The organism is Parabacteroides distasonis ATCC 8503 (assembly GCF_000012845.1).
Classification (GTDB): Bacteria; Bacteroidota; Bacteroidia; order Bacteroidales; family Tannerellaceae; genus Parabacteroides; species Parabacteroides distasonis.
The window spans coordinates 1,059,122-1,072,590 of the sequence record NC_009615.1 but is presented as its reverse complement, the minus strand read 5'-3'; the positions used below and the strand labels follow the sequence as shown (position 1 = coordinate 1,072,590).

General features: G+C 45.0%; 11 protein-coding genes. 5 read left to right on the top strand and 6 right to left on the bottom strand.

Annotation, left to right across the window (positions count from 1 at the left end; genetic code table 11):
* Positions 1-76: 76 nt before the first annotated feature.
* Both BDI_RS04660 and BDI_RS04655 read left to right on the top strand, forming a co-directional pair.
* Positions 77-1,843, top strand: coding sequence for a glycoside hydrolase family 13 protein (locus BDI_RS04660; RefSeq protein WP_011966249.1), 1,767 nt, complete (start codon positions 77-79; stop codon positions 1,841-1,843).
* 97 nt (positions 1,844-1,940) lie between these two features.
* On the top strand, positions 1,941-2,192 hold the full coding sequence (locus BDI_RS04655; RefSeq protein WP_011966248.1) for a GlsB/YeaQ/YmgE family stress response membrane protein: 252 nt from the start codon (positions 1,941-1,943) through the stop codon (positions 2,190-2,192).
* 112 nt (positions 2,193-2,304) lie between these two features.
* Here the strand turns inward: BDI_RS04655 and nhaA are convergent, their stop codons facing one another.
* From nhaA to BDI_RS04625, 6 genes are all read right to left on the bottom strand, one after another.
* Positions 2,305-3,666 carry a Na+/H+ antiporter NhaA gene (gene nhaA, locus BDI_RS04650; protein WP_005857282.1) on the bottom strand — a complete coding sequence of 454 codons (1,362 nt, stop codon included), beginning with the start codon at positions 3,664-3,666 and terminating at the stop codon, positions 2,305-2,307.
* A gap of 113 nt (positions 3,667-3,779) precedes the next feature.
* Positions 3,780-4,988: a cation:proton antiporter gene (locus tag BDI_RS04645; protein ID WP_005857283.1), complete on the bottom strand. Its 1,209-nt coding sequence runs from the start codon at positions 4,986-4,988 to the stop codon at positions 3,780-3,782.
* A gap of 107 nt (positions 4,989-5,095) precedes the next feature.
* Entirely contained in the window at positions 5,096-5,695 is a 600-nt protein-coding gene (locus BDI_RS04640) for an IMPACT family protein (protein WP_005857285.1), read from the bottom strand.
* A 3-nt stretch (positions 5,696-5,698) separates the two neighbouring features.
* Positions 5,699-5,920 (bottom strand): hypothetical protein, encoded by a 222-nt coding sequence (locus BDI_RS04635; protein ID WP_005857287.1) that lies wholly within the window; start codon positions 5,918-5,920, stop codon positions 5,699-5,701.
* Entirely contained in the window at positions 5,917-8,772 is a 2,856-nt protein-coding gene (gene uvrA / locus BDI_RS04630) for an excinuclease ABC subunit UvrA (protein ID WP_005857289.1), read from the bottom strand. Before uvrA ends, BDI_RS04635 begins: the two co-directional genes overlap by 4 nt.
* 156 nt (positions 8,773-8,928) lie before the next feature.
* Positions 8,929-9,675 (bottom strand): potassium channel family protein, encoded by a 747-nt coding sequence (locus tag BDI_RS04625; protein WP_005857292.1) that lies wholly within the window; start codon positions 9,673-9,675, stop codon positions 8,929-8,931.
* Between the two features lie 197 nt (positions 9,676-9,872).
* Between BDI_RS04625 and gadC the strand changes: the two genes are divergently transcribed.
* The 3 genes from gadC to BDI_RS04610 all read left to right on the top strand — a co-directional run bounded on the left by gadC (position 9,873) and on the right by BDI_RS04610 (position 13,428).
* Positions 9,873-11,360, top strand: a complete 1,488-nt coding sequence (gene gadC / locus BDI_RS04620) for a putative glutamine/gamma-aminobutyrate antiporter GadC (protein ID WP_005857294.1) — start codon at positions 9,873-9,875, stop codon at positions 11,358-11,360.
* A gap of 160 nt (positions 11,361-11,520) precedes the next feature.
* A complete protein-coding gene (locus tag BDI_RS04615; RefSeq protein WP_005857296.1) occupies positions 11,521-11,733 on the top strand; it encodes a hypothetical protein in 213 nt (70 codons plus the stop codon).
* Between the two features lie 138 nt (positions 11,734-11,871).
* Entirely contained in the window at positions 11,872-13,428 is a 1,557-nt protein-coding gene (locus BDI_RS04610) for a DUF4435 domain-containing protein (RefSeq protein ID WP_005857298.1), read from the top strand.
* Positions 13,429-13,469 lie beyond the last annotated feature (41 nt).

The window sequence follows — 13,469 nt, the reverse complement described above, 5'->3', positions numbered from 1 at the left end:
ACTTCTCAAGCGTCATAAGTTGCTGAAACTAACCACCACCTCCTTTTGTTATAGTAAAAAACTAAAGAATAATAAGATGGATTCAAAGCATGTTACAGAGAGTACGTCCGGTCAAGAGGACATTCAAAAGACTTGGTGGAAAGAAGCGATTATATATCAAATCTATCCCCGTAGCTTTCAAGACAGCGATGGCGACGGAATCGGTGACTTAAACGGTATTACCTCCCGCCTGGATTATATACAAAGCTTGGGTGTGGATATCATCTGGTTAAACCCGATCTTTCTCTCTCCCAACGATGATAATGGCTACGACATCAGCGACTATCGGGAAATCATGCGGGAATTCGGTACGATGGAAGATTTCGACCGCCTCCTGAAAGAGATTCATAAACGGGAGATGCGACTGGTACTGGACTTGGTAGTAAACCATACCAGCGACGAGCATCCTTGGTTCGAGGAAGCCCGTAAATCCAGACATAATCCCTATTATAATTATTACCATTGGTGGCCGGCCGAGAAAGGTGAGCCTCCCTTGCGCCTCAGCTATTTCGACGAGGAAGGCAACGCTTGGATGTATAACAAGCCAACCGACTCGTATTACCTGCATTATTTCTCCCGGAAACAACCCGACTTAAATTGGGAGAACCCGGAGGTACGCCAAGAGATTTTCGATATGATGCGCTTCTGGTTCGATAAAGGGATAGACGGTTTTCGCATGGATTCTATCTCTCTTATCGCCAAAGATCCCTCATTCCCTCTCATAGATTCCAAGAAATATCCGGATATCTTTTCTTTCTATGCCAAAGAGCCTCGCCTACACCTCTATCTTCACGAGATGAATCGGCAGGTATTAAGCAAATACGATTGTATGAGTGTTGGAGAAGGTTCGGCCGTGATGGTAGATGATGTCGCTAAATTTGTCGATCCGGCCCGGGAAGAGTTGAATATGCTTTATCATTTCGACGCCGCCCGCATCCGGAATACAACCCTACCGGACAATCCGGAATCCGGTATAGACTATAGCTTGATCGCCCTAAAGAAGATGTTTACGGAATGGGATAAGGCGGTAGATAAGGGTTGGCCCTCGATCTACTTGGGTAATCATGACCAGCCCCGTATGGTCAGTCGCTTTGGTAGCGATAAGGATGAGTTCAGGGCCTTGTCCGCCAAGATGCTTATTACTTTTCTGCTTACGATGAAAGGAACGCCTTATTGGTTCGCCGGGGACGAGATAGGTATGCGTAACATTCGGTTCGACCGTATCGAGAATTATAACGATATCGATACGATCAACCGCTATAAGAAAGCGAAAGCAGAGGGTAAAGATCCGCAGGCGGTATTGGACGAACAGAAAGAGACCGGACGAGACAACGCCCGCACTCCTTTCCAATGGGATCGCTCGCCGGAAGCGGGATTTACGGCAGGAACCCCTTGGTTAAAGGTAAATCCAGATTATACTTGGATAAACGTAACGGACGAAGAAAAAGATCCGACCTCCATACTTAATTATTTTAAGAAAGTAGTCAGCTTCCGTAAGGAGAATCCGAGTTTGATTTATGGCAGTTATCATTTGCTGGATGCGGAGAATCCCCAATCCTATACCTTCTTACGCAAGACTGGGGCCGACACTTATCTGATTATGCTCAATTTCTCCCCCAAGGCGGCAATCTCCACTCCGGGGATAGATATGAGTAACGCACACGTCCTATTGGACAATTACGGGGCCCGAAGTCATATGGCGCCTCAAAAAGATATCACGCTCCGTCCTTTCGAAGCGATTGTCTTTCAATTGAACCATCCCGTCTATGAATCCTTCATAGATTCGCTAGATCTTTTGGAATGATTCGTTAAAAAGAGGTACAAAGCGCAACTAAAGACTTTTAGGATGTGTTTAAATACAAAGCATCAGAACTTTTTAATAAAATATAAAACTATTCGTTATGGGATTTATTTGGTCTATTATCATCGGTATCGTAGCCGGTTATCTGGCTGGTAAGATTATGCGTGGAGGAGGTTTCGGGGTCATTGTTAATTTGATCCTAGGTATTATTGGAGGTGTATTGGGTGGCTGGGTATTCAGTTTACTAGGCATATCGGCCGGTGGTATCTTAGGGAGCTTGATAACCTCTACGGTCGGAGCTATTTTGTTATTATGGATCGGCTCGCTATTCAACAAATCCAAAGAGCTTTAAGAAGGCGTGCTCAATTATCAAATCATATATTACATGGCAACAAGATCTCACGAAACTTTAGTTACGGCATAATATAATGTAAAAGGCAGTCCTTGCCGGACTGCCTTTTTATTTAGATCGTTTCCACTTTTTCTTTAGGTAAAACCCATTTCAATACCAGATAACCGCAAAGACCGGATATAAACGATCCCGTGAATACACCCAGCTTCGCCTGATTCAAGAGATCGGCACCCGCCGCCGTACTGCCGTCAAAGGAAAGATTCGCTATAAACAAAGCGACCGTGAAACCGATTCCTCCCAACATGGATACTCCAAATAAATTACGCTTGCTCATGCCTGTAGGCATGGAGGCAAATGGCGTACACGCGAACAAGTAAGAGAAAGAGAATATACCTAATGTCTTTCCTACAAATAGGCCCACGAACACCGCCAACGGTACATTAACTAATGTCTGGGGTTGGATATCCCCGAATGTCACACCGGCATTCACGAAAGCGAATAAAGGAAGTATCACATAGTTTACCAAAGGATGCAACTTATCAGCGATGGTCTGCAACGGACTGATCGTTTTATCCGCCAACGTATGGATGTTATTCAATACCTGAATTTGTGTAGGCGTAAGCACTTCCGCTTTACGGGACTGACGAACCTCGGTATAGTCCAGCATATTCAAATACCCGGTCATATCACACGTGAAATCATCTAGCTTAACAACCGGACGGGCAGGAACCGTAAAGGCGATCAACACGCCGGCGATTGTCGGATGGATTCCTGACTCCAGAAATAGCAGCCAAACGATAAAGCCACCGATATAGAAAAACAATCGGTTGTGTACCCGGAACTTTCCTCCCACATACAACAAAGCGAGGACTATCAGGGATATCAACAAAGGCTCGAAAGCGATATGCCCGCTATAAAACAGGGCGATAATTATGATACCTCCAATATCATCCACCACAGCCAAGGCGGTCAAGAAGATACGCATGCTCAACGGCACCCGCTTCCCCAACAAGCCCAATACGGCCAAGGCGAAAGCGATATCCGTAGCCATCGGAATAGCCGCCCCGTTTACCTCGGGAGGCGTATTACATACTAACATATAAAATAAGACCGGCACGATCATTCCACCACAGGCGGCGATAATAGGCAATAGCGCCTTCCGCACGGAACTCAACTCACCGATCAATACCTCTTGCTTGATCTCCAGACCGATCACGAAAAAGAAAACCGCCATAAGGGCGTCGTTCACGAAAGCCAGCATAGACATGGTCTCGCCATGATGCGCAAAGAAGTTAAACTGCCCGGCTTGCAGATCGATTGGAAAAGCTAATAACTGGTGATACCTATCTGCCCAAGGCGAATTGGCCAAGACCATAGCAACGATGGTAGCGGCAAACAATAAAAGACTAGCGTTCGGCTTCTGTATAGCGAAGCGACGCAACGGTTTAAGGATAACATTAATCGTACGGTCCATAAATAATAAGTTAGATGAAGGTCTTCAACAATTGATCGTACTATGACTATTCCGTTTCCCTCCCAAGAGGGAAACGGAATATCATCTTGAAATACCTTCAAGTGTTTTTTCTATTAATTGACAGCTTTGGCTTTTCCTGCTTGCTCCAGGTTATAAGCGCTGCGTGTGAGTTTCTCTACCCAGATGACAAAGATACCAGTTAAAATTAAATTAAACACAATAGTTAACACAGAAATTATCAACATAGGGCCACCTAATCCATATCCCAAGGCTATGAAAATAACGCCGGCTCCTACCTCTCCACGGGTAAACATACCGATAGACAGCGCCAAACGCTCCCGTTTCATCCGGTCACGGTAGAAAAACAAAGGAAATAGTTTACCGATATTGGATAAGAATGAGACGATTACGACGTGTAAAGCGATCATCGACCATGACATCATCGGCTGGGAACCTGTCACCGTAGTTACTTCCGCCGCTTGCTGAGCGAAATCCACGCCCATAAACACCGGCATGCTCACTCCGACAAGGAACATAAAGAGATAAGAGATAAAATCGGACACTTGATGCTCGATCTTGGTATCGATATGCTTATGCCGCATGATCATACCTACGACAAACGCAGGTAAAAGTACCTCGATATGGATGCTAGCCTCCTCCCCGTACATATGTTTCGATACCAGATAAATCACTTGCGTGATACCAAACGTCACGACAGCATAGAACAAGATGGCTTTCCAGTCTTGACGTACATTATAATATCCCATTTTCTTCCAACCCAGAATCAAGAGCAATACCACAACCAGAATAATGACTCCCAATTGCCAGCGCAAGCCGATCATCATGATTTGCAACGGGATCATCAACAGGATCGTATCCAAGTCGTCGAAGATCGCCAATACCTGTACCTTCTTATACACCCAAGAGGCTTTTAGCCCGGCGGCGGCCAACATCGTAAACAAGATACCCGCCGAGGTAGGCGCGGCGAACCGGCTTAGCAACAGGTTCTCCTTCCAAGCGTCCCAACTTCCCCATAAATCGCCCGGAAGCAAGACAAACATATAATATAAAGCCACGAATATCCACGGAAACGCAGCCGTAGCCATCGCTATGAAATAATCTTCGGTATAAGACTTCCACCGGGTCTTATCAATCTCGAACTCACGCCCCACATTAATCATGATAAACGCAAGGCAAATAAACAAAAATGTATTAGAGATCGTCTTTACCAGCGAATACTGTTCCCCCACCATAGCGGGAAGCATTTGCGACACGACCAAACCCAACACTAGAAAAAAAGAGAATAAAAGAACTTTTTTCATTCAGATAAAACTATATTAATATTTACACAATAAAATGCAGGGGCAGGGTTCCTCATGAGCCTTGTCTCTACAAAAAACAATTGAAAATTGAATTAGTTGATCGCTTGCTACTCTTTTAGATAAGCGGTCTCAACCTTTAACAAGCGATTCTTGAGGCGTTCGGCCTCCCCTTTACGGATACGAAGCGTCATCTCGCAATCCATCTCGAACTTCTGTGAGATGATAGCGGGGTTATCCTCTTTTACGATACGCATGATCCCGTTCAGGTATGGGTATTCGAAAACGACCGTGATGTCCTCGTCTACCGTACGTTCCTCGATCTCTGCGGCGGCGATAGCCTCGGCGGCGGCCGTGCGATAAGCGACGATCAGCCCGCTGGTTCCTAACTCGATTCCACCAAAATAACGTACTACGACAATCAATAAATCGGTCAGCTCATTCGAGTTGATCTGTCCGAGGATCGGTTTCCCGGCCGTGGAAGAAGGCTCCCCGTCATCGTTGGCCCGGAACGTCTGCCGCTCTGGACCTAACATATACGCCCAGCATACATGGCGGGCATCATAATATTGTTTACGGTATTTCTCCAGTTGCTCCTTCACCTCTTCTACCGTACGCACGGGGATAGCATACGAGATAAAGCGGCTGCGCTTCTCGGTATAATATCCCTCGGCTACTTGCTTGATGGTCTTGTAACTGTCGTCTGCCATAAATCAATCCGGTATTTTAGTGTTAGACACTTCCTCCCGGTACGCCCGGAAATCTTTCATGATCTCTTCGATCTCCTCGATGAAATAAGGATCTTTCACCTTATTCCTCACCTCCTCATAATAGGTCTCTATGGCAGCCAACGCACATACGTCCTGCCCTCTCAGCACGAAGTAAGGTTCCTCCTTCTCCACGCACTGCTTGATCATTTGTATAGGATTCTTCATTTTTTCTTATTTGCTATATCTAACTCTTCTTTCAAGAACGGAGCCGTAAACCCGACGCCACTCTTTGCTAAAGCTTCCGGAGTTCCGGTAAAAAGGACATTGCCTCCACGGCGACCGCCCTCGGGGCCCATATCGATCAAGTAATCGGCGCTCTTGATAACATCGAGGTTATGTTCGATAACGATGATCGTGTTGCCTTTATCCACCAACTTGTTCAATACCCCCAGCAAGACCCGGATATCCTCGAAGTGCAGACCGGTGGTAGGTTCATCCAATACATAAAGCGTCTTTCCCGTATCCCGCTTCGCCAGCTCGGTAGCCAGCTTGACACGTTGGCTCTCGCCACCGGATAAGGTAGTAGAGGGTTGCCCCAACTTGATATATCCCAGACCTACATCTTGCAGGACCTTGATCTTGGATAAGATCGTCGGGATATTCTCGAAGAACTCCACTGCCATATTAATCGTCATATCCAAGATATCCGCAATTGATTTCCCACGAAAACGAACCTCTAGGGTTTCCCGGTTATATCGCTTGCCGTGACAATCCTCGCAAGGCACCAGCACGTCCGGTAGGAAATTCATCTCGATCGTCTTATAGCCATTTCCCTTACAGGTCTCGCACCGTCCGCCCGATACGTTAAAAGAGAAACGTCCCGGTTTATACCCTCTCACCTTCGATTCCGGAAGTTCCACGAACAGATTCCGGATATCCGAGAATACCCCCGTATAGGTAGCCGGGTTGCTCCGGGGGGAACGACCGATCGGAGATTGATCCACATTCACGATCTTATCTACATGCTCGATTCCCTCGATGACGTCGTATGCCAAGGGGTCTTCCAGCGAGTGATAGAAATGCTGGCTCAAGATCGGTTGCAGCGTGCGATTTATCAAGGTAGACTTTCCGCTACCCGACACACCCGTGACGCAAATAAGCGTACCCAAGGGAAAAGACACGTCCACATGCTTCAGGTTATTGCCACTGGCTCCCTTGATCGTAATAAACTGCCCGTTGCCTTTCCGACGCTCGGCAGGAACGGCTATCTCCGTGTTTCCATTCAGATAGGAAGAGGTCAAGGTATCTACACGCAACATCTCCTTGGGCGTTCCCTCAAAGACGACCTCACCACCCAGACGGCCCGCTTTAGGCCCCATATCCACCACGTAATCGGCACTCAGCATCATATCCTTATCATGCTCCACGACGATCACGGAGTTTCCCGTATCACGCAATTGTTTCAGGGAATTAATCAAACGGACGTTGTCCCGTTGGTGTAAACCGATACTCGGCTCATCCAATATATAAAGTACGTTCACCAATTGACTTCCGATCTGGGTAGCCAAACGGATACGCTGGCTCTCACCGCCAGACAAGGTAGCGGAACCCCGGTTCATGGAAAGATAATCCAATCCCACATCCAGCAAGAAGCGCAGGCGGGAGCGTATCTCCTTCAATATCTCCGTAGCGATCCGAAGCTGTTTCGGGTCCAGCTTCTCCTCGATACCCTCCAGCCACTCGTATAATTCCGAGATATCCATGGCCGACAACTCGGCGATATTCTTTCCCGCTATCCGGTAGCTCAACGCCTCCTTATTCAATCGCCAGCCGTTACATTCCGGACAAGTGGCCATCTTGATGAATTGTCCCGCCCATTTCTGCGCCGAGGCGGATGCCTCGCTCTCCTGTTGCATCAAGATATACTTGGCGACTCCCTCATACGACAAAAAATAGTTAGACGATCCTAACGAGTCATTCTTGATCTGCAACCGCTCGTCCGTACCGTTCATGATCTCGTCCATCGCCTCCTCGGGAATATCCCGTATAGGCGTCTTGATCGTCACGCCATGCTTTTGGCAAAGCGCCTCAATCTGCCAGAATATCAACGAATTCTTATATTTACCCAAAGCGACGATGCCACCGCTATATATACTTAAGGATGGATCGGGAACGATCTTGTCCATATCCAACAAATTGACCTGTCCTAAGCCTTTACATTTCGGACACGCTCCTTGAGGGGAGTTGAACGAGAAATTATGCGGAGCCGGCTCACTGTAAGACAATCCGGTCACCGGGTCCATCAAACGACGACTATAATGGCGAACCTCGTTAGTCTCGGCATCCAGTATCAGCACAAGGCCATCGCCTTGCTTCATGGCGATCTTCAAGCTCTCTTTCAAACGACGCTCGTCTGCCTCGGAGACAATCATCTTATCGATCACCACCTCGATGCTGTGCATCTTATAACGATCCAGCTTCATCCCATGGAAGATCTCTTTCAACTCGCCATCGACACGGACGTTCAGATATCCTTTTTTACGTATCTGCTCGAAAAGTTCCTTATAGTGCCCCTTACGATTACGGACCAACGGAGCCAAGAGATACGTTTTTTTCCCGTTGTACTCATCCAAGATCAGCCGTAAGACTTGATCCTCGGTATATTTCACCATCTTCTCCCCGCTCAAATAGGAATAGGCCTCTCCCGCCCTAGCGTAAAGCAAACGGAAAAAGTCATAGATCTCGGTAGTCGTACCGACGGTGGAACGAGGATTCTTATTGGTTGTCTTTTGCTCAATGGAGATAACCGGACTCAGACCCGTTATCTTATCCACATCGGGTCTCTCCATATTCCCTAAGAAATTCCGGGCGTAAGCCGAGAATGTCTCCACATACCGCCTTTGTCCCTCAGCGAAAATCGTATCGAACGCCAATGATGACTTGCCGCTACCACTCATGCCGGTAATCACCGTCAACTTATTCCTCGGAATCTCTACATCTATATTCTTCAGATTATGAACACGTGCGCCAAGTATGGATATGCGCCCGCCTTCCAATGCCTGCTTATCTTTTATCATCTTTTACCTATCTGGTTTTAGGGGCCGTAAAGATACGAAAAAAACAGAAGCCAATCAAACTTTCCAGCAAATCATAGTGTAATCTCCGCCACTTCCTCCAGCCTGTTTGTTCCCTACGGGAAGACCTCGCAGTATCCACTGTAGGAACTAGAGTTTCTATTTATCCTTCACCTCTGGCTGGGGAGAAGGAGCCTGCATGTTCTCATAAAACCTTTTTTTCTCCTCGTTACTTTTTTGGACAAGGCTTGTCACATATACCGTAAATATTGGAAACATCATCATGCCCAAAGCAGCCAATACGACCGAAAGGACTCGCCCCGTAACCGTAATAGCGGATATGTTAGAGCCAACCGTTGTCACATCCATAAACGCCCACCATAGAGCGTCCCCATAATTAGCCACCAACGGGTTCACCTTGTGCTCCAAGACAAAAAATATAAGACTTGAGAAATAAACCGTGGCCAGCAACATCGTCAAGTAAGAGACAAACAAGCCCGACGCCTTATTGTACGACAACCATCCCACCACGATCGCCAACGCATACCCACCCCGTACCAAAGGAACGAAACGTAAGAAATAACTAAGCTCGGGTGAGGTGATAATATGATAATATTCTATTATATTTTGGTAAGGGATCGCTACGAGCAAGAAAATAAAGTGCGTTCGCAAATAACGTAATTTATCTTTCGACAGGAAAAATTCCAAAACAAAATCGAAAAGAAAAAACAAACAGATCCATAATTGAATCTTCTTATAAGAAGTTTGCGTGTAAAAGGGAATATTCTTAAATGTATCGATGGAGATACTGATAACCAAGAACAGCGACAACAATAGTATAATGATATGTAACACACCATATACTCCCTTCTTTCTCAATGCGAAATCAAATACGGCCATTTTCATAAGCGTTACTATTTATTTAATTATAATCCTTTTCATTTTGGTTTATGACAACAAACCTCATATACCATTTGTTTAAACAGCGAAATGTGTTAATTAACCAAGTTTTACGTAGCAAAAACAAAACATCTTCTTTGATTCGCTGTTATAAACTCAGACTTAAACGAGAGAAGTAATTCTCATTTTTAAAACATAAATCTATGGCAAATATCAACAAGACAGTAAAGCTAGGTGTGTTTACCCTAGCAATCATGAACGTGACGGCAGTAGTATCTTTACGCGGACTGCCAGCAGAAGCCGTATACGGACTAAGTTCGGCTTTCTATTACTTATTCGCGGCAATCGTATTCTTAATCCCGACCTCTTTGGTGGCAGCGGAATTAGCGGCAATGTTCCAAGACAAACAAGGTGGTGTATTCCGTTGGGTAGGTGAGGCCTATGGAAAACGTCTAGGCTTTCTGGCTATCTGGGTTCAATGGATTGAAAGTACGATCTGGTATCCGACAGTATTAACTTTTGGAGCCGTATCCATCGCCTTCATCGGTATGGATCATCCCGAAGATATGCTGCTGGCGAATAACAAATACTACACATTAGCGATCGTGTTAATTATTTATTGGCTGGCTACATTTATCTCACTAAAGGGATTGAGTTGGGTTGGAAAAGTAGCGAAAATCGGAGGTATGGTAGGTACTATCATACCAGCGGCGTTACTCATCATTTTAGGTATCGTATACCTAGCGACTGGCGGGCATTCCAATATGGATTTCCACAGTAACTTCTTCCCCGACTTCAGTAAATTCGACAACTTAGTCTTAGCCGCAAGTATCTTCCTTTTTTACGCAGGTATGGAAATGGGCGGTATTCACGTGAAAGACGTTGACAATCCTTCTAAAAACTATCCGAAAGCTGTATTTATCGGTGCCTTGATCACCGTTGTAATCTTCGTACTAGGAACTTTTGCGTTGGGTATTATTATCCCAGAGAAAGACATCAATCTTACGCAAAGTTTATTAGTGGGATTCGACAATTACTTCAAGTACATTCATGCCTCATGGTTATCCCCAATTATCGCTATCGCTTTGGCATTTGGCGTATTAGCAGGAGTATTGACATGGGTCGCTGGTCCTTCCAAAGGTATATTCGCAGTTGGTAAAGCAGGTTATCTGCCCCCGTTCTTCCAGAAGACCAATAAGATCGGCGTACAGAAAAACATCCTTTATATCCAAGGAGCGGCTGTTACACTTCTTAGCTTATTATTCGTGGTAATGCCATCCGTACAAAGCTTTTATCAGATCTTATCACAGCTTACGGTGATCTTATATTTAATAATGTATATGTTGATGTTCTCCGGAGCGATCGCATTACGTTATAAGATGAAAAAGGCAGGTCGTCCTTTCCGTATCGGAAAAGGTGGCAATGGCTTGATGTGGTTAATCGGAGGTTTAGGATTCTGTGGTTCCTTATTAGCGTTCGTATTAAGTTTCATTCCTCCTAGCCAGATTTCTACAGGAAATAATACGGTTTGGTTCGCCGTTCTCTTCATCGGTGTAATTGTTGTCGTTGCGGCACCGTTTATTATCTATGCGTCTAAGAAAGCATCTTGGGTAGATCCGAACACTGAATTCGAACCGTTCCATTGGGAAGTAAAAAATGACGTATCCGAGACGAATACGACAAAAGCATAACACACATTCATCTCGATAATTACCTAGTCCGGGCTGCGAAAATATTGCAGCTCGGACTTTTTCGTAAAAATAGCACAGAATATTTACGTTTTATTATGTGTATTATAAAAATGTAATTATCTTTGCGATAGTATTCATAAAATAAAATATCAAAAGAACTATGGCACGTACAGTAGATTATTCAAAAAAGGCAGAGAAAATCAAAGAGCAAGTAGATGAATTAGTACAAGAATTAATGGCTGCTAAATCGGCTCCGGTAGTTTCCAAAAGAAGTTTAAAAGTAGCTGACATCAATTTCGAGAACGAGGATGTTAATACATTAATGCAAATACAAGCTCGCCTCGCTCGCGTTATCTTGGAGAAGAGCAAATAAGAAAAAACTCTGCTAAGGTTTTAATAAAAGTGCCTTTCCCGTCTTTAAGGATGTTTCGGAAAAGGCACTTTATTTTTTAGGTCTCGTGCGAACTTTCAAAGAAAAAGCTTATCTTTGAAAACCTAATCAATAACATGTATGGAACTAACACTCCCAACGAAAGTTAATGTGACACATCCCATCATGCTAGACACGAAGATATTAGTCGTGATCGGAGCGAACGGTGCGGGAAAAAGCTCTTTTGGCAGAGATTTATTGGAGAGATATGCGGGTCAAGCGAAAAGAATATCCGGTATACATGCCTTATTCATCAGCGATGACGAATCTAAATTATCGGCCTCCAATGAATTCGCACGTTTACAGTCTATGATCAAAGAACGACTGTTCATGCCACGTATTTCTGAATACGAGAAACTGATTTTGCAACTCCAGAGCGAGGAGTTCGAGGCGGCAGTCAATTTCAAGGAAGCCTGCAAGACTAATAACGAAGTAGATCCTCCGATCACCAAGATAGATATTATACAAGCGATCTGGGAAAAGATGTTTCCGCATAATCGTCTGATACGAAAGTCGGGATTTATCGAGCTTGTATCCACGGGGCGTGATTCAAATTCCTACACCGCCGGACGCATGAGCGATAGCGAGAAACTGGTGTTCTACTTGATTGGGGCCGCATTATGCGCATGCCCGAACGCCTTGCTCGTGATCGAAGAGCCGGAAACCCTTCTCCACAACTCCATAAAGAACCAGCTTTGGGACGAGATTGAGGCGATACGTCCGGACTGTACGTTTGTTTATCTCACACATGACATTGATTTCGCCACCTCCCGCTCCGACAGCAAACGGATCTGGATTCGTTCTTACGACGCGGATCATTCCGTATGGGATTACGAGTTGATCGAGAGTAATGAAAGTTTCCCGGAAGAAGTATATATGGAAATACTTGGCAGCCGGAAACCGATCTTGTTTATCGAAGGGACCGACACGAACAGTATCGACAGTAAGCTTTACCCCTTCATATTCCCCGATTATTTGGTGAAACCGATGGGTGGTTGCCAAAAAGTAATCGAGACAACCAAAGCGTTCGGCCAACTGAAAGACTTCCATACATTAGATAGCAAAGGTATCGTAGATCGTGATAGGCGTACACAAGGAGAAATAAACTATCTACGGGAACAACATATTTATGTACCGGACGTAGCGGAAGTGGAGAACCTATTGATGATAGAGGATGTGATCAAGACGGTCGCCAAACGGTTGATGAAAGATCCGGACGATGTTTTCAAGCAAGTGAAAGAAAACGTAGTACGTCTTTTCCAAAAAGAACTGGACTCGCAAGTAATCCTTCATGCCAAACATCAAGTCCGTAAAAAACTGGAGACTACCGTTGATCGCAAGATAACGACGGTGGAGCAATTAACCGAACATGTAGAGAGTATCCGTCTGAACATCCATGTGGAAGAAATATACAAAAACATAAAAGAAGAGTTCGAGTCTTATATAGAAACGGAGAACTACAAAAGCATCCTCCGTGTTTATAATCAAAAAGGGATGTTACCACAGAGCCGCCTATGCGCGATCTGCGGTATCAGTAACAAAGAGAGTTATTTAAACCTGATTCTCTCCATATTAAAGGAAAACAAGGAGGATGCGGAAGCGATACGAAAGGCTATCAAACATTCATTGGGCACATAAAAAGTTTCTAAAAATGCGGGGAAAGTCCATAAAAAATTGTT

Coding starts and splice junctions, on each gene's coding strand:
- BDI_RS04660 (WP_011966249.1), top strand. CDS start 77: ATGGATTCAAAGCATGTTACAGAGAGTACGTCCGGTCAAGAGGACATT.
- BDI_RS04655 (WP_011966248.1), top strand. CDS start 1,941: ATGGGATTTATTTGGTCTATTATCATCGGTATCGTAGCCGGTTATCTG.
- nhaA (WP_005857282.1), bottom strand. CDS start 3,666: ATGGACCGTACGATTAATGTTATCCTTAAACCGTTGCGTCGCTTCGCT.
- BDI_RS04645 (WP_005857283.1), bottom strand. CDS start 4,988: ATGAAAAAAGTTCTTTTATTCTCTTTTTTTCTAGTGTTGGGTTTGGTC.
- BDI_RS04640 (WP_005857285.1), bottom strand. CDS start 5,695: ATGGCAGACGACAGTTACAAGACCATCAAGCAAGTAGCCGAGGGATAT.
- BDI_RS04635 (WP_005857287.1), bottom strand. CDS start 5,920: ATGAAGAATCCTATACAAATGATCAAGCAGTGCGTGGAGAAGGAGGAA.
- uvrA (WP_005857289.1), bottom strand. CDS start 8,772: ATGATAAAAGATAAGCAGGCATTGGAAGGCGGGCGCATATCCATACTT.
- BDI_RS04625 (WP_005857292.1), bottom strand. CDS start 9,675: ATGAAAATGGCCGTATTTGATTTCGCATTGAGAAAGAAGGGAGTATAT.
- gadC (WP_005857294.1), top strand. CDS start 9,873: ATGGCAAATATCAACAAGACAGTAAAGCTAGGTGTGTTTACCCTAGCA.
- BDI_RS04615 (WP_005857296.1), top strand. CDS start 11,521: ATGGCACGTACAGTAGATTATTCAAAAAAGGCAGAGAAAATCAAAGAG.
- BDI_RS04610 (WP_005857298.1), top strand. CDS start 11,872: ATGGAACTAACACTCCCAACGAAAGTTAATGTGACACATCCCATCATG.